Below are 23,858 nucleotides of genomic sequence, written 5' to 3'. Positions count from 1 at the left end.
AGATTCTGCGGTCTGCGCGGCCTGCGCGGTCTGCGGCCCCGTGCTTCCGCGTCATGCTTCTGCGCCCACTGAGGCCCGGTCGATATCGGCAGGGTGCTCCCGCATCCGCACCTCGGCCGGGCTCGGGCCCGGGGGATCCTCATGACTCCCGAGCGATCTGCATGCGCCGGTTCTCCAGGCCCACGATCTGTTCGAAGACGTCGCGGTAGTCCGCGTCATCGGCAGTCATGCGACGGTGCCTGGCGCGCAGTTCGGCGAGCTCGCGGTTGATCCCGGTCCGGGCCAGGGCCGACAGGACGCCCCGCGCGTAGCGCTCGACGACGTGCGGCTCGGGCTCGGCCCCCCGCTCCCGGGGCGGGGTCAGAGGCAGGGGCGCCACCGCCAACTCGGTGATGGCGGCGCTGACCGGCCCTATGGCCCCGGCGCGCACCTGCTCGATCCAGTGGACGGTGGCCCGGTTGACGGCGTCGGCGCGGGCCAGACCGGAGTCCTCGGCCCGGGAGATGAGACTGGGGACCTCTGCGGCCCCGCCGGCTGCCTCAATGGCCTCGAACACGGCCCGGTGGACCGGCACGGCGAACGCCACCGGGCTGATGTCATCGGCACCGACCCGTGCGGCGACCACGGGCATCTGGACGATCACCTCCAGGGCCTGGCGTTCGAGTCTGGCCACCGGGTCGCCAACCGGTGGCAGTCCGGCCGGAGCGGCTCCGGCATCCGGAGCGTTCTGCGGGCCGGGTCCTGGCGAGCCCGGACCGCTCGCGCCCCGGCGCTCGGCGGCGCGCACCGCCCCCACGGCCTCGGAGTCGGGCATGCCGAGCCATCCGGCCAGACGCCGCGTGTACTCCCGCCGCAGCGCCCGGTCACGGATACCGGCGATGATCGGCGCGGCGGAGCGCAGGCCGCGCACCCGTCCCTCGGCGGTGTCCAGGTCGAGGTCGGCCAGGCAGGTGCGCACGACGAACTCGAACAGGGGCACCCGCCGTTCCAGCAGCCGTGGGATCGCATCATTGCCCTCGGCCATGCGCAGATCGCAGGGATCGTATCCGTGCGGATCAACCGCCACGAAGGTCTGCGCGGCGAAGTGCTGGTCCTCACCGTAAGCGCGCAGAGCCGCCTTCTGCCCGGCGGCATCGCCGTCGAAGGTGAAGACGACCTCCCCACCGCGGGCACGATTACCGGCGATGACGCCGGCGGAGGGATCGGCGGCGTCCCCCAGGAGGCGGCGCACGATGCGCACGTGATCCGCGCCGAAGGCGGTGCCGCAGGTGGCCACCGCGGTGGTCACCCCGGACAGATGGGCGGCCATGACGTCCGTGTAGCCCTCGACGACGACGACACGGTGATCGCGCGCGATATCGCGCTTGGCCAAATCCAGGCCGTAGAGCACCTGGCCCTTGTGGTAGATCGCGGTCTCAGGGGTGTTGAGGTACTTGGGGACAGCGGCGTCCTCCTCCGACAGGCGTCTGCCGCCGAATCCGACGGTGGCGCCGGTGACATCGCGTATGGGCCACATGAGACGATCGCGGAAGCGGTCGTAGATCCGCGAACCGCCGGCGCCCCCCTGACCGCACAGGCCCGAGGCGACGAGTTCGTGCTCGGTGAAGCCCCGGGAGCGCAGCATGTTGGCCAGGCCGTCCCAGCCGGAGGGGGCGTAGCCGACCCCGAAATGAGCGGCCTCCTCCGGGCCGAAGGCGCGCCCTCCCAGGAAAGCGCGCCCCGGCTGCGCCGCAGGAGTGGCCAGCTGCTCGCGGAACCACACCTCGGCGAGGCGATTGGCCTCCAGGAGGCGCTGACGCGTGCCGGGCTCGATGCCGCGAGTGACCGGGCCGCCGCCCTCCTCGTAGCGAAGCTGAACGCCGACCCGCCCGGCCAGGTACTCCACGGCCTCGGCGAAGAACAGACTATTGATCTTCTGGACGAAGGAGATGACATCACCGCCCTCGCCGCAGCCGAAGCAGTGCCACAGGCCCAGCTGGGGACGGACGTTGAAGGAGGGGGTGCGCTCATCGTGAAAGGGGCACAGTCCCTTCAGCGAGCCCACTCCCCCGCTCTTGAGGGTGACGTGCTCGCCGACGACGTCCTCGATCCTCGCGCGCTCGCGCACCGCATCGATGTCCTCGCGCTTGATGAGTCCCGCCATGGCGTCATCCTAGGCGAGAGGCGCTTTGCAGGAGCCTCAGACCTCGGAGAGCAGGCCGCATAGGCGCGCGTGCCAGGCGCGCGCCGAGGTGTCGGTCAGAGAGGCGATCTGGTCCACGACTGCACGCACACGGCCCGCATCGTCGTCGGCCTCGCGCCACGCGGAGGCGAAAACGGGCTCCAGGTACTCGCCCTTGGCGGACAGCAGGGCATCGGCCAGGTCGAACAGCTCGGTGCGCTGGCGCAGGTAGACCGGCTCGTGCTCGCGCGGGGCCATGACGTATCGCACAGCGGCGCCCTTGAGGATCAAGATCTCGGCGGCGGTCTCATCGGGGACGATCAGGTCGGCGTCATAGCGGGTCAGTGGGCCGCTCCCGAAGACATCGCGGGTGGCCGCGGCGACGGCGGACACGAAGCGTCCGATGAGCTGGCTGGTGAGGTTCTTCAGCCCGGCGGCATCGGCGGGCGCCCCACTGTAGGACGTGATCCAGCTGGGCAGGCCCGCCAGTCGCTCCCAGGCCGCGCCGAGCGCGGCCCGGTCGAGATCGGCCCCGTACCAGGCGCAGGTGTCCTCTATGACGGAGTCGACCTCGCGGTCCTCGCGCAGTCGGGACGGGTCCATGCGCAGCAGGGCGATGGCGTCCTCAACGTCGTGGACCGAGTAGCCAACGTCGTCGCAGAAGTCCATGAGCTGGGCCTCGAGGCAACGGCGCCCGACCGGGGCACCAGCACGCATCCAGGAGAAGATCTCGCGGTCGTCGTCGTAGCAGCAGTACTTGCGCGCACTGTTGCCCTCCGGGCCGCCCGGGCCCTCGCCCCTGGCCCAGGGGTACTTGGCCACGGCGTCGAGGCTGGCCCGAGTCAGATTGACGCCCACCGAGCGTCCGGAGGCGTCCATGGTCTTGGGCTCCAGGCGGGTCAGGATGCGCAGGGTCTGGGCGTTGCCCTCGAATCCGCCGATGGACTCGGCCACGACATCGAGAGCCTTCTCCCCGTTGTGCCCGTAGGGCGGGTGGCCCAGGTCGTGGGACAGGCAGGCGGCGTCAACGACGTCGGGATCGCAGCCCAGCGCCTGTCCGAGCGCGCGGCCCACCTGGGCGACCTCCAGGGAGTGCGTCAGACGAGTGCGCACGAAGTCGTCGCTGGAGGGTCCCAGAACCTGAGTCTTGGCGCCCAGGCGGCGCAGTGCGGAGGAGTGGAGCACGCGCGCCCGGTCGCGCTCGAAGGGTGTGCGCTGGGGGTTCTTCGCGGGCTCGGGCACGAAGCGGGCGATGTCGCTCGTCCCGTAACCGGCGAGTTCGCCCCGCTCCTCACCGATGGACTCATGATCGTCGTGGGGGATGAGATCGTGGGACGGTGTCCCGTGGGTGGACATGGCCACAAGGTATCTCAGCAGGGGGCTACTATGAGATGTAAACTTGTGTAATTATCTTGTGTGCACATGAAGCCGTGGGCGACCGGGCGCGCGGATCGATCGATCGGCCGGGCAGGACCCGGAGGAAAGGGAGCCGCTGTGTGACGACCACCACCACGCTCATCCACCGCGTCTACAACGGGCCACTGGAGTGGTGGCGCGACGGCCTCGTCTACGAGATCGACTCCTTCGAGGTCAGCGCCGCCGATCTGGACGCGGCCCACGGCGTTCTGGACCATGTCGCCTCACTCGGCTTCAACGTGGTGCTCGTGCGCCCCTCACGGGTCCCCACCACAGGGGACCTGTCCTCCTTCCGCTCCTTCGCAGGCCGGGCTCATGAGCTCGGCCTGCGCGTCATCACCAGGATCTCCGGGGCGCTGGGCCCCGTCACCGGGATTCACGCCCACGACGCGGGCCCGATCTTCACCGGTCAGGAGCGCGGTCGGGAGGGGCTCATGGAGCGCGCGGCCGCGTTCCTCGCCGAGGGTGCCGACGGAGTCGACCTGGGCACGATCGTGCCCCCCGAGGTCAGCGCCGAGACCGACCTGAACCGGCTCAGCGAGTACTTCGCCATCCTGCAGGCCATCGTGGCCGAGCACGTCGACGACGGCCTCATCGGAGCCGACGTCTCCGCGGACTACCCCTCCGCACTGCGCCACCACCTGCAGGACGACTGGCTGCACCACCTGCGCGACGACGCGCTCATGCTCACCCGCTGGAACGCGGAGTCCTTGACCCGGCACATCACGCACTCTCTCGACGAGCACGACCGTTTCGGAGCCCCGCCCGCGTGGCGCTACCTGCCCAGCTACCGACTCGTCGAGTCAACCGACCCCGGCGACGGGCGCCGCTGGTTCGAGACCGGCGACGAGGAACGCGGACGCCGCTCGCTGGCGCTGCAGGCGCTCGTTCTCGCCCTGCCGGGATCGGTCTATCTGCGCCAGGGCGACGAGATCAGCCTTCCGGACAAGGACAAGCCGACCAGTACCCAGGAGCTCGCCGAGCTGATCGATGAGCGCTCGGGCGAGCAGGGCGTCCAGTTCGGCTCCCCCCTGGCCACGGTGCGTCACGCCACCTACGTGCGGCGGGAGCACGCCCTGGCGACAGGGCCCTTCGCCTTCGTCGTCGGGCTCGACTGGTGCCCGACGGATGTCCTGACCTTCCTGAACCGTGACATCCTGGTGCTGGTCAACACCTCCGAGCAGGGCGTGGCGCTGCCCGAGCAGGCCCAGGTGCTGCTCGCCTCCGGGGCGCTGCTTCAGGAGGACAGGCACCTGGTGGTGCCGCCCACGACGACGGTCTGGCTCTCGGCCTCGACCGTCGCCTGAGCTCGCGCCTGAGCCTCACCCCCACTCTCGCCCCGAACCGAGCCGCCCCGGCTCACTGAGTTCAGTCTGAGTTCAGTCAATCCGCTGAATTCACTGAATCCGCTGAATCACCAGCGCTTCTTCTCCCCCGCTTGCCCCGCTCCCGCCACTCCTGCTCACGCCCCACCACGACTATCGCAGCCGCCCCGTTCCGAACACTCGAGGATGAGTGGGGATCCCCTCCTGCACGTCTTCACGCACGCCCGCACAGCGCCCATCGCGTTCTTCCCCGCATCGCCGCCCGAACCGCCCGCAAGTCTGCAGATCGCAGACGACGACAACGTCACCAGGCCCTGCGCCCTCGCCGCCCTCCCGGTCGACCGGGCGGTAGGCGACGGATGCCGGACTAGACTGCAAGGCCCATGAAACGGTACGGTCATGTTTCAGATCTCCATTGCGGAGGTCTGTCTACGGGAGTTCTCGATGTGGTGCGCGCCCGCGTCGTGGACGCCGCGGGTATGAAACTCATGAAACCGCTGCACGAGCCGGAAGCCGAGGAGTCCAGATTCCGATCACCATCCCATTCGTCCATGCCGGAGCCGGACGCGCCGCTGCGCATACGCCCGGATCGACACCTAGGAGATGACTACCGTGCAGCAGCGTCTCACCCTGGCTGACATCGCAGAGCAGGCAGGGGTTTCCACCGCGACGGTCTCACGAGTTCTCAATGGGAAGTCGAACGTCGCCGACGTCACCCGACGCCAAGTGCTGGTCGCGCTCGACCTGCTCGGCTACGAGCGCCCCGAGTCCTTGCGGCAGAGCTCGCGAGGACTGGTCGGCCTGGTCGTTCCGGAGCTGAGGAACCCAATCTTCCCGGCTTTCGCCCAAGAGATCGAGCAACTGCTGGCAGCCAGCGGGCACACTCCCCTGCTGTGCACGCAGACACCGGGGGGAACGAGCGAGGACGAGTACATCGAGATGCTCGTCGACCGGGGAGTCTCCGGCATCGTCTTCGTCTCCGGTCGGCATTCCGACACCAGCAGCGATGTGACCCGCTACCAGAGGCTGCGCGAACGGGGCGTACCCCTGGTGACGATCAACGGAAACGCTCCAACGATCAAGGCGCCGGGATTCACCACCGACGACCGCGCCGCCGCTCGAATCGCGGTGGAGTACCTCACCAGCCTGGGGCACTCCCGGATCGGACTGGCCACGGGTCCTCTGCGCATGGTCCCCGCTCAGCGCAAGCGCGCGGGCTACGCGGACGCCATGCGATCCGCACTGCCCGACCAGCCACTGCGGATCGTCGAAACCCTCTACTCCTATGAAGGCGGGACCATTGCCGCCGGCAATCTCATCGACCAGGGGTGCACGGGCATCGTCTGCGGCTCGGACATCATGGCCCTGGGCGCCATCGGCGGCGCTCGTCGCCGCGGGCTGGCCATTCCAGAGGAGCTGTCCGTGATCGGTTACGACGACACGGCGCTCATCCCCATGACCAACCCGCCCCTGTCGACCGTGCGCCAGCCCGTGGCGGCCATCTGCCGAGCCGCTGTCACCACGCTCATGTCCATCATCGCCGACGAGGAGATCCCGGACCGGGAAGTGCTCTTCGCCCCGGACCTCATCGTGCGCGGTTCGACCGCTCAGGTGCCCCACCCGACGACCGTCGGTTGATCGCACTGGCCGCGCTGCTCACAACCGGCGGCATCAGCGCGACCAGGAGCGGGCCAGCCGCGAGCCCATCGTGAACAGGCGCTCCTCAACGGCTGTGGGCCCGCCCTCGTTCCAGTCGACGGCGATCCCCGCCCCCGCGTCCTCCAGGGCGTAGGAACTGACGATGCCCGCTTCGGCGAGCTCGCCACGAGGAACGAGGGATCGTCCGGCCACGAGCACGGTGGGCAGCGCCAGGGCGCCCGCCGCCGTGCCGACGACGGCGATGACACTGTCGGCAAGCACGTCGTAGACCTCCCCCGCGCTCGTGACCACCAGATCCTGCCCGTTCACAGCATCATCCAGGCCCAGCAGGTGAGCCATCACCCGCGCACCGGGCACGGCCCGGGCGCCGAGGGCCCGCAGCACGGCCGCTCCGCCCCCGGCGGCTCCCGTTCCCCACGACGAAATCGACAGACGGTCCTCGGAGTCGCCGGCGCTGCCCGCCATAGCCAGCGCCCCGCGACGTGGCGCGCCGATGAGGCCGATCGCCTGGGAGGCCGCAGTACACGCCAGACGATCCCGCTCCTGGGCCTCGGCGGGGCTCAATGCCGTCAGCGTCGTCAAGGCCTGGCCGGCCCCCGCCAGTCCGCCCAGGGCAATGCCATCGGCGAGAGCCAGCAGCACCTCCCGTCCTTCGAAGAGCGCATGCGCCGCCGTTGGCCCGCCAAGTCCGTCAAGCAGCCCGCGTCCGCCGTCATGCACCGCCGAGCGCGCCAGGCCGACGACGAGGGTGTCGCCGGCGCCCACCAGAGTCAACGCCTGAGCGAGAGCCTCTCCCAGGCCGTCGGTCGTGCCCTCGCGCGCCTCTCTGGCGGCCAGGTCGACATCCGCGGGAACGGCAGTCAGTCTGGCCGCGTCCAGCAGCCAGGTGCGACCAACGCCCTCCCGCGCCCGGGCACCGGATGCTCCACGAAGCTGCAACAGGTCGACCTCGCGAACCTCGCCGAGCGGACTGTAGGCCTGGAGGGCGCGGCGGGCCGACACGTGATCGGCCCCGATGGCCTGAGCGGTGCCGGGACCGCCGTCGGGGATGGGCAGTGCGACCAGCACGTCGTCATCGCGCCGGGCCCTCCAGCCCGCCAAGAGCGCCGCCGCCGCGTCGGAGGCCGCCAGTCCCGCGTGCGGGGCGACGATGGGCGCACCGCCCGGCTCGGGGTACATGGCCCCCGTGGCCAGGAGAATCCTCATAGGCGTGCCGCCCCGCTCACCGCTGCGCCCCTGCGCTCTCAGCATCCTGGGGGCCGTCGATCGCCCCGCCCAGACGCGCCAGGAGCAGTGCCTCACCGATGACGATGCGCTCGAGGTCGCCCAGATGCATGGACTCGTCCTCGCTGTGGGCGCGGGTGTCCGGGTCCTCAATGCCGGTGACGAGCACCTGAGCATCGGGGAAGGTCTCCTGAAGAGTGGAGATGAAGGGAATGGAGCCGCCCTGACCGATGTCGACGCAGTCCTGCCCGAAGGCGGTGGTCAGTGCCCAGTGAGCGGCGCGCCCAGCCGGACTGTCCGAGGAGCCGTCGAAGGCGGGGCCGACCTCGCCCTGCGCCACGGTCAGGCGGGCGCCGAAGGGGGCGTGGGCCTCCAGGTGAGAGCGCAGCGCCTCCAGGGCGGCCTGCGGGTCCTGCCCGGGCGCGATGCGCATGGACAGGCGCGCCGTGCAGGCAGGAGCCAGAACGTTGCCCGCCAGTTCCAGAGGAGTGACATCCATGCCGATGACGGTCAGAGTCGGCTTGGTCCACAGGCGCGCGGTGAGGTCACCGCTGCCGACCAGCTCGACTCCCTCCAGGAGACCCGCATCAGCGCGGAAGGCGTCCTCGGGGTAGTCGGGGAAGTCCGGCGCGGCCTGGGGCCGGGAGACCAGGCCGGGCACGGCGACATCGCCGCGCTCGTCATGGAGGGTTGCCACCAGGCGGCACATGGAGGTCACGGCATCCAGGACCGGACCGCCGTACTGGCCGGAGTGCAGAGCATGATCCAAGACATCCAGGCGCACATCGACCTGCACGACACCGCGCAGGGATGTGGTCAGGGCCGGAACGCCGACCTTCCAGTTGGAGGAGTCCGCGACGACGATGACATCTGCGGCGAGCCGGTCGCGGTGGGCGGCCAGGAAGGCCTCGAAAGAGGGCGAGCCGACCTCTTCCTCCCCCTCGATGAACACGGTCACCGAGCAGGGGAGCCCATCATCCGCGAGTGCGGCGAGCGCGCGCAGGGCGTGGACGTGGGTGACGACGCCGGCGCCGTCGTCGGCGGCGCCGCGGCCGAAGAGGCGCTCCCCGCGGCGCTCCGCGGCGAAGGGATCGGCCTGGGCCCAGGCGGAGGGGTCGCCGACGGGCTGGACGTCGTGGTGGGCGTAGAGGAGCACGCGGGGAGCCCCGGCGGCGCCCTCGCGGTGGGCCAGGACCGCCGGGCGCCCCATGAGGCCGTCAGCCCCCTCGACACTGAGCACCTCGGCGTCCAGGCCGGCGCCGCGCAGCAGATCGGCGACGTGCTCGGCGCTGCGGCGCACCTGGGCCTGATCATGACTGGAGGCCGACACCGAGGGGATGGAGACGAGCTCCACCAGATCGGAGACGACGGTCTCGAAGGACTCATGGACGGCGGAGCGCAGGGCGGCGGCAGTGATCATGGTTTTCAGGGTATCGCGGGTGAGCCGCTACCCTGTTCATGTGAAGCTGTTCAAGAAGCGCGCCGCTGCGCTCGAGCCCGAGCCGGTCGTCGAAACCTCCGCCAAGTCAACAGGGAAGGGGCGCGCCACGCCCAAGCGCAAGGACGCCGAGGCGCGTCGTCTGCACCCGGTGGTGCCCACCGACCGCAAGGCGGCCAAGGCCAAGGCGCGCGCTGAGCAGGACGAGTCCTGGAGGCGTCAGCGCGAGGCCATGCGCACCGGCGATGAGCGCTATCTGCCGGCCCGCGACAAGGGGCCGGTCAAGCGCTACATCCGCGACTACGTGGACGCCCGCTTCAGCCTGGGCGAGGCCTTCCTGCCGCTGAGCGTCCTGCTCATGGTCATCATGTTCGGATTCCAGACGCGGATGCCTCAGATCGGGCTGCTGCTCATGATGTGCCTGTACGCCGTGTTCCTCCTGTCCATCATCGACGCCGTGGTGTGCTGGTGGCTGGTGCGCCGCCGGCTGCACGCCAAGTTCGGGGCGGACAAGGTACAGGCCCAGGGGACGATCTTCTGGTACATCTTCTCGCGCTGCTTCAATCTGCGCCGCTGGCGCCAGCCCTCACCTCAGGTCGCCCGCCGCGAGTACCCGTCCTGAGCGCTTACAAGCCCGGAACCAACCATCTAGGCTGTGGCCATGGTCGCATACCGTCATCTCGGCAGCTCCGGTCTCAAGATCACGGAGATCACCTACGGCAACTGGCTCACCCACGGCTCCCAGGTGGAGGCCGACACCGCCATCCAGTGCGTGCATACCGCGCTCGACCTGGGTATCACCAGCTTCGACACCGCCGACGTCTACGCCAACACGAGGGCCGAGGAGGTCCTCGGCAGAGCACTGGCGGGGCAGCGCCGGGAGGGCCTGGAGATCTTCACCAAGGTCTACTGGCCCATCGGCCCCAAGGGCCCCAATGACGTCGGCCTGTCGCGCAAGCACATCATGGAGGGCATCAACGGCTCACTGCGCCGCCTGGGCACGGACTACGTGGACCTCTACCAGGCGCATCGCTACGACTACGAGACTCCGCTGGAGGAGACGATGCAGGCCTTCGCCGACGTCGTCCGCTCCGGCAAGGCCCTCTACATCGGGGTCTCGGAGTGGACTGCGGACCAGATCCGGGCGGGTCAGGAACTCGCCGCCCAGATGGGGTTCCGCCTGGTGTCCAACCAGCCCCAGTACTCGGCGCTGTGGCGCGTGATCGAGGAGCGCGTCGTGCCCGTCTCCACCGAGCTGGGCATGGGGCAGATCGTATGGTCGCCGATGGCCGAGGGCGTCCTGTCCGGCAAGTACCTGCCCGGCCGGCAGCCCCCGGCCGGCTCCCGCGCCACCGACGACAAGGGCGGCAAGGACATGATCGCCCGCTGGATGAGCGACGAGGTGCTCGCAGCCGTTCAGAAGCTCAAGCCGATCGCCGCGGACGCCGGGCTGACCATGCCCCAGCTGGCGATCGCCTGGGTCCTGCAGCACGATTATGTCTCCGCAGCCCTGGTGGGGGCCTCCCGCCCCGAGCAGCTGGTCGAGAACGTCAAGGCCTCCGGCGTCAGGCTCGACGGCGACGTCATGGAGGCGATCGACACTGCCCTGGGCGAGGTGGTCGCCCGCGACCCGGGCCTGACCCGCTCGCCGGACAAGCGCCCGGCCTGACCGCAGGCGGCGCCGCTAGCCCCGGCGCCGCAGCCCCGCCCGGCCGGCCTCGCCCAGGGCCACCACGACCATGCACGCCCCGGCCACGGCGGCGGGCAGATTGCCGAGGTGAAGGTCGCCCCCGATCGCCCCGGTGACCAGGCTCCCCAGAGAGACGCCCAGGACATTGCCCGTGGAGGCCACGGTCATGGCGCCGGTGACGCGACCGGCGGGCGCGAGCTCCTCCACTCGCGAATAGCAGGTCACCAGGGTCATGCCCACCGCGGCGCCCAGGCACAGGATGACGGCTTCCGTGGCGATGGCGGACGGCACGCCCATCAATGCCAGTGAGCACAGGAGTATGACGATCCCGCCAAGGGCGGTCTTGCGCAGGCGCCCGACGCGCAGCCCCGGGCTCGCCAGGCCGACCAGGGCGGAGGTGATCCCCATGGAGCCGTAGACGGGCCCGGTGAGTCCCGGGGTGCCGTGAGCGGCGTGGACGGATGTCAGGGCCGTCTGCGTGGTGCCGAAGACGACACCGACTCCCATGATGACCACAAGGACTGGGAGCATCTCGCCCACCACGGTCCCCGGTGCAGCAGGCCGCGCCCGGTCCCGAGCATGTTCGCCGCGCGACCCCCGGTCCGTCTCAGAATGACCGGCGTCGTGGTGAACCAGCAGCCATGCGACGAACAGCCCCTCGCCTGCCAGGGTCAGCGCGGCGAGCGCGACGACAGTCCCCTGAGCCCCCAGGAGGCTGACAAGGCCCCCGGCCGCAACGGGCCCGACGACGAAGCTCGTCTCGTCGGCAGCGGTTTCCCAGCCCATGCCGATGCGGATGATTCTCAGGGCGCGGGCGGGCTGGTCGGTCGCCCGTGCGATCGAGGACCACACGGCGCGCGCAACCGATCCCGCCTGCGGGTTGGCCATGCCCATGACCGCTCCCGCAGCCAGGATGACCCAGTCGGGCAGTGCACGGCTCACCGCGCACCAGACGAGAACCAGCGCGGCCGTCTGGATCAGGAGCACGCCGCTCGTCACCCGCCAGGCGCCCAGATGATCGTGCAGGCGACCGATCAGCGGCGCTCCGAAGGCGGTTCCCAGGCCGACGGCGGCGACCACGGCACCGGCCAGCGCCAGGCTCCTCCCGGCGGAGGAGACGACCAGAAGCAGGCCGAGCTGATTCATGGCGGCCGGGAGGCGCCCCAGATAGGCGCAGACGAGGAAGCCCGGCCCGGCGGCCTCCAGAAGAGTGCGAGCGGATGAGTCGGATGAGTCAGCGCGGCTCGAGCGCGCGACAGGGTTATTCATAGCGGTGAGGCACCTGGGAGGACGACAGCATCGGACTGCCGGCCCGACCTCACAGGCAGTCTCTTCTCCCGCTTATTGCGACGCCGCGCAGGTTATCAAACACCGGCCGCTGCGTGTCACCGCCATCGGGGAGTGCGTCGAGGAGTGGTGGCCAGGGCCCGATTGATGCGGCCGGGCCAGGCCGGGCCGTTGTAGACGAAGGCGGAGTAGGCCTGGAGCAGATCGGCTCCCGCGTCGAGCATGAGCTCGGCGTCCATGATGGAGGAGATGCCGCCCACCCCGATAATGATCGGCCCCTCCCCCAGACGGGCGCGCAGGCGGCGCACGACCTCCAGCGAGCGCGGCAGGAGGGGCGCGCCGGATAGGCCGCCCTCGCCCAGGTCGTGGTCGATGGTGGTGTTGGTGGCGACGACGCCGTCCAGTCCCATGTCGGTCACCAGGTCCGCCACGGCATCGATGTCCTCATCAACCAGGTCCGGAGCTATCTTGACCAAGAGGGGCACATGGCGGTGCGCGGCGGCATCGCCGGCATCGCGCACCGCCTCCAGAATGGGGCGCAGCGCATCGACGTTCTGGAGGGTTCGCAGCCCGGGCGTGTTGGGGCTGGAGACATTGACGACCAGATAGTCGGCCCATCTCGCCACTCGCGAGGCCGAGTAGCGGTAGTCCTCGACGGCGTCGGTCAGCGCCGTGACCTTGGTCTTGCCGATGTTGGCGCCCACGATGATGGAGCGACCACGTGCGGTCGAGCGCAAGGCGCGCAGGCGTCGAGCCGCCTCATCGGCACCGGAGTTGTTGAACCCCATGCGATTGCGGATCGCCCGCATCTGCGGGTGACGCCACATGCGGGGCTTGTCGTTGCCGTCCTGGGCACTGGCGGTGAAGGTGCCGACCTCGATGAAGCCGAAGCCGAGCATGTCCATGCCCTCGACGGCCCGCCCCTCCTTGTCCATGCCGGCGGCCAGGCCGAGCAGGCCGGGCACGGGCCTGATGAAGGGACCGCCCTGATTGGCGCTGGGAACCGGGAGGACCGGGCGGCGCCCCCACAGCTGTCGCACCGCATCGCGCACGAGCGGGACCCTGCTGGTGGCCTCGATCGCCTCGATGCATACGTCGTGGATGAGCTCGGGATCAATACGCGTCAGGACGGTCTTGTACAGCAGGTCGTAGAGCACACCGCCAGCGTACTCGGACGGAGGCCCGCACGACGCTACGCTGGGCGAGCCCGTCGTCTTCGCCCGAGGTCATCATGAGTTTCAACCGCGATATCAAGATCGATCCGAACCGTGTCTCCACAGGCGGCGGAGGCCGCGGTGCCGCGATCGGCGGCGGGTCGATCATCACGGTCCTCGCCGTGCTCCTCATCAGCCACTTCACCGGCGTGGATCTGACCGGGCTGCTGGGCCAGGACCAGGGCACGACGAGCTCGGCGACATCGTCGATCGACATGTCCGTGTGCGGGGACGGCACCACCGCCAATGGCGATGCCGCCAACCAGTATCCGCAGTGCCGCATGGCGGCGACAGCCGAGTCGCTGGACGCCGTGTGGGGCGAGCAGCTGCCCGCGCAGGCCACCACCGCCTACACCAAGCCCAACTTCCACCTGTGGGACGGCTCGTCGGTGCGCACGGCCTGCGGCACCGCCTCGTCCTCGGTCGGCCCGTTCTACTGCCCGGGGGATTCGACCGTCTACCTGGACATGAACTTCTTCTCCGACATGGAGCGCACCGTCGGAGCCCAGGACACGCCCCTGGCCGAGGAGTACATCGTGGCCCATGAGTTCGGTCACCACATTCAGAATCTGCTCGGCACCATGGATCGCGCCGATCGCTCGGGAACAGGCGCCACCTCGGACTCGGTGCGCCTGGAGCTGCAGGCCGATTGCTACGCGGGCATATGGGTGCACAACGCCTCGACGACGCCCGATCCCGACACGGGCGTTCCCTTCCTGACCGAGCCGAGTCAGGAGCAGATCTCCTCGGCGATCCAGGCCGCGGAGTCCGTGGGTGATGATCACATCCAGCAGCGCTCGGGCGGGGGCGTGGACGCCGACTCGTGGACGCACGGCTCCTCCGAGCAGCGGGTGCGCTGGTTCACAACCGGCATGGAGTCCGGCTCGACGCAGCAGTGCGACACCTTCGAGGTGCCCGGATCGGATCTCTGACGAACCCCGGTATTCGAACCGGGCGATGAGCGGGCCCACCCGCCGTGATGCAGACTCGTCCCATGCGCGTCGCCCAGATCGCCCGTCTGACGGGCACGACCGTCAGGACTGTGCGCTACTACCACTCCTTGGGCCTGCTTCCCGTGCCCGAGGAGCGCGGCGGATGGCGGGACTACGAGCTGTCGCATGTGGCCCGCCTCTCCCGCATCCGCTGGCTGACTCAGGCCGGGGTTCCCCTGGAGACGATCGCACGAGTTCTGGACGCCGAGCCCGTCGCGGCCTCCGGGGACGAGGCCGGCGGCTCGGCGGATTCCGAGGCTCCGGAGACGCATGCCCCTGAGCAGAGCAGCGACAGGCAGAGCGCCGTCCCCGCATCGGATGTGGTCACGGACCTGACCGCAGCGCTGCGGGCCATCGACGACCACCTGGAGGACATCACCCGCCAGCGCGACATGCTCGCGAAACTGCTCGAGCAGGCCCAAGAAGGATCGGCCGTCTCCCCCATGTCGCCGCGCATGGCCGAGTTCTTCGACCGGATGGAGCGCGCAGCGCCCGACGAGCGGACGCGTGCGGCCGTGCGCCGCGAGCGCGACATCACGGACCTGGCCTGCTACCGCGGGCAGATGCCGCCCGAAGCCGACTTCCTTTTCTTCGAGGCCGATGCCATCGAGGACGCCGCGGCGCTGGCGAGCTACGGCCGGGACCCCATGACCGCCTCGCAGACCGAGTTGGAGGAGCACGCCGACCGGATCGTCGCCCGGGTCGAGCGCCGACTCTCCCCCGCCCAGCTGCACCAACTGGCCAGTCGAGTCGATACGGCAGCCGTCGGCTCGTTCTTCCACCTCATAGCGACCGTCGACCCGCACTACGCCAAGATCGGACCGCTGGTCGAGCGTCGCTTCATGGAGGCGATCGACCGCTGGCGCAAAGCTGAGGAGCCCCCGCTCGACAGCCCGTGAAGCCCGCCGGCGGCCGCATCGTCCTGATCGGGGTGGCCATGGCGCTCACCACCCATCGCGACCTGGGCCGCGGGAGCCGCGGCTCATACTCATCGCGCTCGCGTGCCTGGGAGCGGGAGTCTTGAGGGTTGAGCAGCGTGATATCGAGCTTCCGGCCTCCGGAAGCGGCCTGCTGGCCGGTCTCTTGCCTACGACGCAGCGTCGCAGTCGACGATCAAGGCGTGTCCAGCGTCCCGCCGGCCGCCCTGACCATTCCTCCCACCGCCATCGTCCGAGAATCGGACGCGATTGAAAGGAGACAGATGTGAAAGCACTGCTGATCGTGGAGTCCTGCTTCGGGAGCACCCGGGCACTCGCCGAGGAGACTGCCGCAGGCCTTCGGGAGGGCGGCGCCCAAGCCGACATCGTCCCGGCATCCCAGGCATCACCGGCAGTCCCCGACGATGTTTCTCTCCTCATCCTGGCGGCCCCCACCCACAACCGGGGCCTGCCAACCTCGTCCTCCAGACGCTCGGCTCAGGCCAAGGGCGGCTCGCTTGAGGAGCCCGGTATCGGCGAGTGGCTGGAAACCGCAACCATCCCTGAACGATTGCGCGTGATCGCCATCGATACGGTCACCCAGCGCAACTGGATCAGCGGCTCCGCCGCCAAGCGGATCGCCAAGATGCTCGGGCGCAGGAACGTGGCTACCCGCAGCTTCGTCGTCGCAGGCGGCCAGGGGCCTCTCGCCGAGGGCGAGGCGCGGGCGGCCCGCACCTGGGGCGCCGGACTCGTCTGACGCGCCGCTTCCCGAGGCCGCCGACGGCCGCCCTCCCCACTTACCACCCCGAATCCATCACAGGAGCGCTCATGCCAACCGCATCGACCACATCATCCACATCATCAATGCAAAACGAAGAGAACGCGCCGACGTCGATCGGCCCGGCCTGGGCGTCGGTGATCGCGGGCGTCAGCCTGGCGGCCGCGGCCCTGATCGACCAGCTGATCGGGCACTGGACTGCCCGCGACAACGAGGCGCACTACGCACCTTTCGGCACGGTCCCCGATCCGGCGGTACTGACGACTTTCATGACCGTCAGCGCGCTGGTCTTCGCCGCGTGCATGTACCTGGCGGTCCGCCAGGCCCGACGGAGCCGGCAGGTGCGCGCGACGCTCACCTCGGGGGTGTGCGTCCTCATCTGGGGCGGCATCGCCGCCATGGCGAGCCTCGCCTACGAGTACGGCGACTACGTCCTCTTACCCGCATGGCGAATCCTGCCCTGGCTGCTCCCCCTGGCGGCCCTCGGTGCCGCCGTCCGAGCCGGCAAGGCGGGGCTCAGGCGATGATCGTCGCCGCGATAATGATGGCGATCGCAATAGCGGTTCCCGCGAAGGCCAGGCCGAGTCCCGGGTTCTGATCCTCGATCAGCTCCCTGCGGAGATCCAGCTTGAAGATCAGATTGATCAGCCAGGCGAAGAGCATGAGAAGCAGGACGCCCAGGACCGCATAGAGCACGGTGGTGAGAAGGACCATTCCGTCAAGCCCAGCCGGCAGTCCCGAATCATTGGCCATGCTCACGAACTGATGCATGGTGTCTCCCCCTTCATCACTTATTCAGCGCTTCTTCACGTGCCGCCACGCAGGCTCCGCGCCGTACGATCACTCGCGATACGTGCACGGGGACCCTAGCAAGGGCGCCTGAAAGCGGGCAATACGCGCAGGACCGGCCATCATGGGGATCGCTCCCCCGGCCGGGCCGGCTGAATCGTGACTGCGACCCGTGGGACCCGGTCGGAGGGTGCTCAGACGTTGAAGCCCAGAGCGCGCAACTGCTCGCGGCCCTCCGGGGTGATCTTGTCCGGACCCCACGGCGGCAGCCACACCCACTGGATACGGACCTTGTCGGCGATGAGGCCGAGCGCCTGCTGGGCCTGCTCCTCAATGACATCGGTCAGGGGGCAGGCCGCCGTCGTCAGCGTCATATCGAGTACGACCGTCCCATCGGACTCGATGGATACGCCGTAGAGCAGGCCGAGGTCGACCACATTGATGCCGAGCTCTGGATCAATGACATCGCGCAGAGCCTCTTCGATAGCGGCGGCATCGGCATCACCGCCAACGGCGGCAGGGGTGTGCTGGGCGGCCATGGGGTTGTCTGGGACGGCACCGGCGGCACCTGTCTCGCTCATCATGGCTCCTCCTTAACGCTAGGTGATGAATCAATCAGATTCTGCGGTAGTCGGCAACACGGCACCGGACTTGGCCAGAGCGTCTTTGAGCGCCATCCAGCCCAGGAGAGCGCACTTGACGCGGTTGGGGTACTTCGAGACGCCCTCGAAGGCCGCACCGTCCTCGAGTGCATCCAGGACCGCATCATCGACGCCGCGGCCGCGGGAGTGCATGAGGGTATCGAAGTCCTTCTCAAGACGGGCGACCGTGGCCAAGTCGACTCCGTCGACGAGGTCGTGCATGATCGAGATGGAAGCCTGGGAGATCGAGCAGCCGTCGCCCTCCCACCCCACGGCGACGACCCTGCCGTCCCGGACACGGACACCCAGCTCGACCTCATCGCCGCAGGTGGGATTGACCTGATGGCTGGTCGCATCGGGATCCGTCAGAGCGCCCTGCCCGTGTCGTTCGTGCGAATGGTCGAGGATGACCTGCTGATAGAGCTGGTCGAGGTCGTTCATGCTCGCCTTCGGAAGTAGCTGCGGACCGTGGCGACGGCCTCGAGGAAGCGGTCGACCTCGGTGGAAGTACTGGTGGGCCCGAACGATACCCGGGACGAGGACGCCACACCGAAGTGCGCGTGAATCGGCTGGGCGCAGTGGTGACCGGTGCGCACGGCCACGCCGGAGGCGTCCAGGATCTGCCCGACGTCATGGGGGTGAACGCCGTCGATCGTGAAGGCGACGACCCCGAGCCGTCCGCTCGTGCCGGCCGGGCCGAGCACACGTGCTCCGTCGATGGCCGCGAGCCCGTCAAGCACCTGCTGGGTGAGCGTCCACTCCCCCGCGTGCAGTCGGTCCATGCCCAGGCCGGCGAGATACTCGACCGCCGTGCGCCAGGCCGCCGCCTGGGCCAGCGGCTGGCTGCCGGCCTCGAAGCGGGCCGGGGCGGACATGTAGGTCGAGGACTCCATGGTGACGACCTCGATCATGGAGCCGCCGGTGAGCACCGGCGGCATGGCGTCGAGCAGCTCCTCGGTGGCCACGAGTGCGCCGACGCCGGTGGGGCCGAGCATCTTGTGGCTCGACAGGGCCATGGCATCGACGCCGGCGGCCGACAGGGCGGCGAAGTCCAGCGGCAGGTGCGCCGCGGACTGGCACGTGTCCAGCACGACGAGCGCGCCGACCGCCCGAGCGGCCGGCAGGATGTCGGCCAGCGGAGTGATCGCACCGGTGACGTTCGAGGCGTGGGTCAGAGCGAGCACGCGGGTGCGCTCATTCAGCACATGGGTCGTGGCCGGGTCGATGCGCCCGTCCTCGGTCAGGTCCAGCCAGCGCAACTTCGCCCCGGTGCGAGCCGCGAGCTCCTGCCAGGGCACAAGATTGGCGTGGTGCTCGGCCCGCGTCACGACGATCTCATCGCCGTCCCCGATGGCCAGACGGCTCGCCGGATCGTCGGCATCGGCTCCGGGGCCCCCGCGCGCTGCGCGACGACCGAGGCTGGCGTGCCCGATGGCCAGCGCCACAAGGTTGATCGCCTCGGTCGCATTCTTGGTGAAGACGAGCTGACCGCCCCGAGCGCCGACGAAGCCCGCGACGGCCTCGCGAGCGTCCTCCCACGCCTGAGTGGCCTCATCCGCGATCTGGTAGGTGGAGCGTCCAGCAGCACCGTTGTTCAAGGAGAGGAACTCAGCCTCCCTGGTCATCACGCAGGAGGGCTTCTGGGACGTGGCGGCCCAATCGAGGTAGGCCAGCGGCTCCCCATTGCGCGCGGGCCTCTTCAGATAGGGGAAGTCAGCGCGGACGGCATCGATCTCGGGCCCGGTCAACGGCCGGACCGACGTCGGTTCAGAATCGTGCGATGTCATGGGCGATGCGCCTCCTGACGGGAATCGGAATCGTGATCTGACCGATGGCGCGGCACCGATGGCGATAATGAGGACAATGAGCGCCGCGCCTCATGAGAGAAAGCGGTCATAGCCCTCCTGCTCGAGGCGCTCGGCCAGATCGGGACCGCCCTCCTCGGCGACGTGGCCGGCCACGAAGACGTGAACGTGGCTGGGCTTGATGTAGCGCAGAATGCGCGTGTAGTGGGTGATGAGGAGGAAGCCGGCTTCGGAGTCGTCGTGGAGGCGATTGACGCCCTCGGAGACGATGCGCAAGGCATCAATGTCCAGACCGGAGTCGGTCTCGTCCAGCACGGCGAAGCGGGGTCGAAGCAGCTCCATCTGGAGGATCTCGAAGCGCTTCTTCTCGCCTCCGGAGAATCCGGTGTTGACGTCGCGCTGGGAGAAGGCCGGATCCATGCGCAGGTTCTTCATGGCCTCGTTGACCTGACCGACCCACTGGCGGACCTTGGGCGCGTGGCCGTCAACGGCGGTCTTGGCGGTGCGCAGGAAGTTGGCGACGGTGACACCGGGGACCTCGACGGGGTACTGCATGGCCAGGAAGAGGCCGGCCCGGGCGCGCTCGTCCACACTCATCTCCAGCAGGTCGACGCCGTCGAGCAGGACCTCGCCATCGGTGACCTCGTAATCAGGATGGCCGGCGATGGAGTAGGCCAGGGTCGACTTTCCCGATCCGTTGGGGCCCATGATGGCGTGAACCTCGCCAGAGCCGACGGAGAGGTCGACGCCCTTCAGGATGGATTTGGGGCCGTCGTTGGTGGCGACCTGGACGTGGAGGTTCTTGATCTCGAGAGTGCTCATGTGTGTTCTTCCGGGGAAAGTCTGTCGGTGTTTCGTGGAACGGCCAGCGGCGGGGCGCAGCGGCCCGGGTCGGGCTCTATCGGATCGCGATCAGGTCGCATCGTCAGGCTCTCGGGCGGCGATGAGGCCGGTCAGCTCGAGTTCCTTCTCAATGGCCGCCATGAGCCGCTCCTCGACCTCGGGAACACCGATCTCGGCGACGACCTCGTTGAAGAAGCCGAGGACGACCAGGCGACGGGCCTCGATCTCGGGAATGCCCCGGGCCCGCAGGTAGAAGAGCTGCTCGTCGTCGAAGCGGCCGGTGGCGCTGGCGTGGCCGGCGCCCTCGATGTTGCCGTTCTCGATCTCGAGATTGGGGATGGAATCGGCCTTCGCCCCCTCGGTGAGGACGAGGTTGCGGTTGAGCTCGTAGGTGTCAGTGCCGCGGGCACCGGCGCCGATGAGGCAATCACCAACCCATACGGCATGAGCATTCTTGCCCTGGAGGGCGCCCTTGTAGGTGATGCGCGAGTAGCAGTGCGGCTCGGTGTGGGCCACATAGGGGCGGTGCTCCTGATGCTGCCCGGCATCGGTGAAGTACACGCCGAAGGCCTCGATGTGCCCCCCCTCCCCCAGGAAGGTGAGGTCCGAGCAGATGCGCACATCCCCGCCCAGGGAGACCACGACGTGCTTGAGGACTCCGCGCCCGCGCACCTGGACGCGATGGTTGGAGGCGTGGACGGCGGCGTCCTCCCAGCCCTGGACGGTGACCAGGGTGAGCTCGGCGCCGTCGGCCACCGTGACCTCCACCCCCTGGGTCAGGGCCGCCGTACCGGTGTGATCCAATAACACGGTGCCCTTGGCGCCCGACTGCGCCGCAATGTGAAGATGCTGGGCGGTGGGACGCTTCAGCTCCGGGTCATCGCCGACAACGGTGAGGCGAGCCGCACGATCCAGCTCGACGCCGGTGTTGAGCGTCAGCGCAGTAGCGCCGGACGCGCCCGCCCAGGCCGTAATACCGGTACGGTCCACGGGCGCTCCGATCGAACCGATACGGGCGTCGTCGCGAGTGACGGTCTCGACGCTGACGCCTTCGGGGACGTCTGCGACGAGCTCAATGGCCCCGCCCTCGGCGGTTGCAGAGCGAATGGCGTCAACGTCGAACAGGGGGGCGAAGCGCTTCATCGGGGTGAAGCGCCACTCCTCCTCCCGGCCGCGCGGCACCGGGATGTCGGCGGGGTCGAAGGATGTGGGCCGTTCAGCCCGGGAGGAGACGTAACGGGCCTTGCCGTGGGAGTGGGCTCCCTCCAGCGACGCGCGCGAGTGATCAGTGAGAAGGTCGGGCATTGAGCGCTCCTTGCCGAGCCGATGCCCGGCGGCTGATGAGGTCATGGATGGGTCGGATGAGCGGGACAGGAGACGTCAGCCGACCGAGTTCTCCATCTGCAGTTCGATGAGGCGATTGAGCTCCAGGGCGTACTCCATGGGCAGCTCCCGGGCGATGGGCTCGACAAAGCCGCGCACGATGGTGGCCATGGCCTCGGTCTCGGTGAGCCCTCGCTGCATGAGGTAGAAGAGCTGGTCGGCGCTCACCTTGGACACGGTGGCCTCATGCCCCATCTCGACGTCGTCGGTGCGCACGTCCACGTAGGGGTAGGTGTCCGAGCGGGATATCTCATCGACCAGGAGTGCGTCGCACAAGACGTTGGACTTGGACCGGCGGGCGTTCTTCAGGATCTGCACCAGCCCGCGGTAGCCGGAGCGACCGCCTCCGCGCGAGATCGACTTGGAGACGATATGGCTGGAGGTGTGGGGCGCCATGTGGATCATCTTCGCACCGGTGTCCTGGTGCTGGCCCTCGCCGGCGAAGGCGATCGACAGCGCCTCGCCGCGAGCATGAGGCCCCATGAGGAAGACGGCCGGGTACTTCATGTTCCGCTTGGAGCCGATGTTGCCGTCGACCCACTCCATGGTGGCGCCCTCGGCGCAGGTGGCGCGTTGGGTCACGAGGTTGTAGACGTTGTTGGACCAGTTCTGAATGGTCGTGTACCGCACGCGGGCGTTCTTCTTGACCACGATCTCCACGATCGCCGCATGCAGTGAGTCCGTGGAGTAGATGGGGGCGGTGCACCCCTCGACGTAATGAACATAGGAGTCCTCGTCCGCGATGATGAGCGTGCGCTCGAACTGCCCCATGTTCTCGGTGTTGATGCGGAAGTAGGCCTGCAGCGGGATTTCGACGTGGACACCCTTGGGCACGTAGATGAAGGAGCCGCCGGACCACACGGCCGTGTTGAGCGCCGCGAACTTGTTGTCCCCGGCGGGGATCACGGACCCGAAGTACTCCTTGACCAGCTCGGGGTACTCGCGCACGGCGGTGTCGGTGTCCACGAAGATGACGCCCTGCTCCTCCAGGTCGCCGCGGATCTGGTGGTAGACGACCTCGGACTCGTACTGGGCGGCAACCCCGGCCACGAGGCGCTCGCGCTCAGCCTCGGGGATGCCGATGCGGTCGTAGGTGGTCTTGATGTCCTCGGGCAGATCGTCCCAGGAGTTCGCAGGACGGTCAGTGGATCTCACGTAGTACTTCACGGCGTCCATGTCAAGCTCGGACAGGTCCACCCCCCAGGTGGGCATGGGCTTGCGCTCGAAGATCTCGTAGGCCTTGAGCCGCTTGGCGAGCATCCACTCCGGTTCGTCCTTGAGCGCGGAGATCTCCCGGACGACCTGCTCGTCGAGGCCGCGCCTGGCGTTCTCGCCGGCTTCGTCGGAGTCGTGCCAGCCGAAGTCGTACGTCGTCGAGATCGAATCGATGATCTCGTCGTCGCTCACGCGAGGCGCATCGGTCGTGGGTAGTGTCATCGGGTTCCTTCCGTCCGAGCGGCCCGGCGACCGCGCGTGTCTGCTGCAGCCGCCCGGACCGCGCGCCTGCGCAGAGTCGGCATGGCAATGGGTATGTGGGTGGTGCACACGTGCTCGCCCCCGGCCAGGGTGGCCAAGCGCTGCACGGGCACGCCCAGGAGCCGGGAGAAGGCCTGAGTCTCGGCCTCGCACAGCTCGTGGAACTTGCCGGCGACATCTCGCACGGGGCAATGCCCCTGACACAGCTGAACGGCGTAGGTGCCGTCTCCGACATCGCGAATGGTCGCAGCGTAGCCGTCGAGAGTCAGAGCATCGGCCAGCGCGCGGGCTCTTTCAGACGGATCCTTGCCCGCAGCCTCGACCACGCTCATATACCGGCGCTCGAGATCCCTGCCGCGCGAGGCGGCGAAGGAGTCCAGGGCCCTGTCCCCCGCCACCTGCTGCAGGTAGGACAGGGCACGGTTGGCGATGTCGGAGTAGCCCTCGGCGAAGGTACTGCGCGCGGTGCTGGTGGCGATGTAAAAGCGGGCCGGACGCCCCCGTCCGCGCTTTCCCGACGGAGCCGCCGCATGCACCTGGATCTCGCCGGTCTCCTCCAGAGCCGTGATGTGGCGGCGAACAGCCGCCGGCGTAAGAGAGAGCACCTTGGCCAGCTGAGCGGCGGAGACGGGCCCCTTGGCCACGATGAGGTCGAGGACGCGGGCGCGCGTGGAGTCGTCGTCGCTGTGACTCATGCCTGCTCCTCTCCTTACGCCGCGAGATCCAGACGGCGTCGAAGCACCGGGACGGCCGGTGCCTTCGCCCAACTTTAACCAAGATTTTTGTTCCCATATTCAACGCTGGCAAGTCCAAGACG

General features: G+C 68.9%; 22 protein-coding genes. 8 read left to right on the top strand and 14 right to left on the bottom strand.

What is annotated here, in order from left to right; genetic code table 11:
• Positions 1-139: 139 nt before the first annotated feature.
• Positions 140-2,143, bottom strand: coding sequence for a DNA primase (gene dnaG, locus W5W_RS0108655; RefSeq protein ID WP_008730820.1), 2,004 nt, complete (start codon positions 2,141-2,143; stop codon positions 140-142).
• 36 nt (positions 2,144-2,179) lie between these two features.
• The gene (locus W5W_RS0108650; RefSeq protein WP_008730830.1) at positions 2,180-3,523 is read right to left on the bottom strand and encodes a deoxyguanosinetriphosphate triphosphohydrolase; all 1,344 of its coding nucleotides are present in this window, start codon (positions 3,521-3,523) and stop codon (positions 2,180-2,182) included.
• Positions 3,524-3,657: 134 nt separating this feature from the next.
• On the opposite strand from W5W_RS0108650, the gene W5W_RS0108645 reads away from it, so the two are divergent.
• Both W5W_RS0108645 and W5W_RS0108640 read left to right on the top strand, forming a co-directional pair.
• Positions 3,658-4,884: an alpha-amylase family protein gene (locus W5W_RS0108645; protein ID WP_008730825.1), complete on the top strand. Its 1,227-nt coding sequence runs from the start codon at positions 3,658-3,660 to the stop codon at positions 4,882-4,884.
• 630 nt (positions 4,885-5,514) lie between these two features.
• On the top strand, positions 5,515-6,540 hold the full coding sequence (locus W5W_RS0108640) for a LacI family DNA-binding transcriptional regulator (RefSeq protein ID WP_008730827.1): 1,026 nt from the start codon (positions 5,515-5,517) through the stop codon (positions 6,538-6,540).
• A 33-nt stretch (positions 6,541-6,573) separates the two neighbouring features.
• Here the strand turns inward: W5W_RS0108640 and W5W_RS0108635 are convergent, their stop codons facing one another.
• Together W5W_RS0108635 and W5W_RS0108630 are read right to left on the bottom strand one after the other, a co-directional pair.
• Positions 6,574-7,767: a glycerate kinase gene (locus W5W_RS0108635; RefSeq protein WP_008730829.1), complete on the bottom strand. Its 1,194-nt coding sequence runs from the start codon at positions 7,765-7,767 to the stop codon at positions 6,574-6,576.
• Between the two features lie 16 nt (positions 7,768-7,783).
• Positions 7,784-9,205: a dipeptidase gene (locus W5W_RS0108630; protein WP_008730818.1), complete on the bottom strand. Its 1,422-nt coding sequence runs from the start codon at positions 9,203-9,205 to the stop codon at positions 7,784-7,786.
• 40 nt (positions 9,206-9,245) lie between these two features.
• Here W5W_RS0108630 and W5W_RS0108625 point away from each other — a divergent pair, with 40 nt between their 5' ends.
• Both W5W_RS0108625 and W5W_RS0108620 read left to right on the top strand, forming a co-directional pair.
• Positions 9,246-9,845, top strand: a complete 600-nt coding sequence (locus W5W_RS0108625; protein ID WP_029574197.1) for a DUF3043 domain-containing protein — start codon at positions 9,246-9,248, stop codon at positions 9,843-9,845.
• A gap of 39 nt (positions 9,846-9,884) precedes the next feature.
• Complete coding sequence (locus tag W5W_RS0108620) at positions 9,885-10,892, top strand: aldo/keto reductase family protein (RefSeq protein ID WP_008730828.1); 1,008 nt, start codon at positions 9,885-9,887, stop codon at positions 10,890-10,892.
• 15 nt (positions 10,893-10,907) lie between these two features.
• Here W5W_RS0108620 and W5W_RS0108615 read toward each other — a convergent pair whose 3' ends face one another.
• Positions 10,908-12,182, bottom strand: a complete 1,275-nt coding sequence (locus W5W_RS0108615; protein WP_017195116.1) for an MFS transporter — start codon at positions 12,180-12,182, stop codon at positions 10,908-10,910.
• Positions 12,183-12,298: 116 nt separating this feature from the next.
• Positions 12,299-13,357, bottom strand: coding sequence for a quinone-dependent dihydroorotate dehydrogenase (locus W5W_RS0108610; RefSeq protein ID WP_008732570.1), 1,059 nt, complete (start codon positions 13,355-13,357; stop codon positions 12,299-12,301).
• A 74-nt stretch (positions 13,358-13,431) separates the two neighbouring features.
• Here W5W_RS0108610 and ypfJ point away from each other — a divergent pair, with 74 nt between their 5' ends.
• From ypfJ to W5W_RS0108585, 4 genes are all read left to right on the top strand, one after another.
• Positions 13,432-14,346: a KPN_02809 family neutral zinc metallopeptidase gene (gene ypfJ / locus W5W_RS0108605; RefSeq protein WP_017195115.1), complete on the top strand. Its 915-nt coding sequence runs from the start codon at positions 13,432-13,434 to the stop codon at positions 14,344-14,346.
• Positions 14,347-14,408: 62 nt separating this feature from the next.
• Positions 14,409-15,305 (top strand): MerR family transcriptional regulator, encoded by an 897-nt coding sequence (locus tag W5W_RS0108600; protein ID WP_034498939.1) that lies wholly within the window; start codon positions 14,409-14,411, stop codon positions 15,303-15,305.
• 304 nt (positions 15,306-15,609) lie between these two features.
• Positions 15,610-16,083, top strand: a complete 474-nt coding sequence (locus W5W_RS0108590; RefSeq protein WP_008732605.1) for a flavodoxin family protein — start codon at positions 15,610-15,612, stop codon at positions 16,081-16,083.
• A 107-nt stretch (positions 16,084-16,190) separates the two neighbouring features.
• Positions 16,191-16,631, top strand: coding sequence for a hypothetical protein (locus tag W5W_RS0108585; RefSeq protein ID WP_232611772.1), 441 nt, complete (start codon positions 16,191-16,193; stop codon positions 16,629-16,631).
• On the opposite strand, the gene W5W_RS0108580 is transcribed toward W5W_RS0108585, so the two are convergent.
• From W5W_RS0108580 to W5W_RS0108545, 8 genes are all read right to left on the bottom strand, one after another.
• Positions 16,621-16,857: a DUF350 domain-containing protein gene (locus W5W_RS0108580; RefSeq protein ID WP_390882549.1), complete on the bottom strand. Its 237-nt coding sequence runs from the start codon at positions 16,855-16,857 to the stop codon at positions 16,621-16,623. The two genes, W5W_RS0108585 and W5W_RS0108580, sit on opposite strands and share 11 nt — an antisense overlap.
• A gap of 230 nt (positions 16,858-17,087) precedes the next feature.
• A complete protein-coding gene (locus W5W_RS0108575; protein WP_029574195.1) occupies positions 17,088-17,474 on the bottom strand; it encodes a metal-sulfur cluster assembly factor in 387 nt (128 codons plus the stop codon).
• Between the two features lie 30 nt (positions 17,475-17,504).
• Positions 17,505-17,975, bottom strand: a complete 471-nt coding sequence (sufU, locus tag W5W_RS0108570) for a Fe-S cluster assembly sulfur transfer protein SufU (RefSeq protein ID WP_017195111.1) — start codon at positions 17,973-17,975, stop codon at positions 17,505-17,507.
• Positions 17,972-19,321, bottom strand: a complete 1,350-nt coding sequence (locus W5W_RS0108565) for an aminotransferase class V-fold PLP-dependent enzyme (protein ID WP_029574194.1) — start codon at positions 19,319-19,321, stop codon at positions 17,972-17,974. Before W5W_RS0108565 ends, sufU begins: the two co-directional genes overlap by 4 nt.
• A 90-nt stretch (positions 19,322-19,411) precedes the next feature.
• Entirely contained in the window at positions 19,412-20,161 is a 750-nt protein-coding gene (gene sufC / locus W5W_RS0108560) for a Fe-S cluster assembly ATPase SufC (protein ID WP_017195109.1), read from the bottom strand.
• 90 nt (positions 20,162-20,251) lie between these two features.
• Positions 20,252-21,487 carry a Fe-S cluster assembly protein SufD gene (gene sufD / locus W5W_RS0108555; protein WP_017195108.1) on the bottom strand — a complete coding sequence of 412 codons (1,236 nt, stop codon included), beginning with the start codon at positions 21,485-21,487 and terminating at the stop codon, positions 20,252-20,254.
• Positions 21,488-21,562: 75 nt separating this feature from the next.
• Entirely contained in the window at positions 21,563-23,002 is a 1,440-nt protein-coding gene (gene sufB, locus W5W_RS0108550) for a Fe-S cluster assembly protein SufB (RefSeq protein WP_017195107.1), read from the bottom strand.
• Complete coding sequence (locus tag W5W_RS0108545) at positions 22,999-23,736, bottom strand: helix-turn-helix transcriptional regulator (protein WP_017195106.1); 738 nt, start codon at positions 23,734-23,736, stop codon at positions 22,999-23,001. The genes sufB and W5W_RS0108545 overlap by 4 nt, the downstream gene beginning before the upstream one ends.
• Positions 23,737-23,858 lie beyond the last annotated feature (122 nt).

It is taken from the genome of Actinomyces massiliensis 4401292 (genome assembly GCF_000269805.1).
In the GTDB taxonomy this organism is placed as follows: domain Bacteria; phylum Actinomycetota; class Actinomycetes; order Actinomycetales; family Actinomycetaceae; genus Actinomyces; species Actinomyces massiliensis.
The sequence above is the reverse complement of the archived record's forward strand: the minus strand, read 5'-3'. Positions and strand labels throughout refer to the sequence as shown.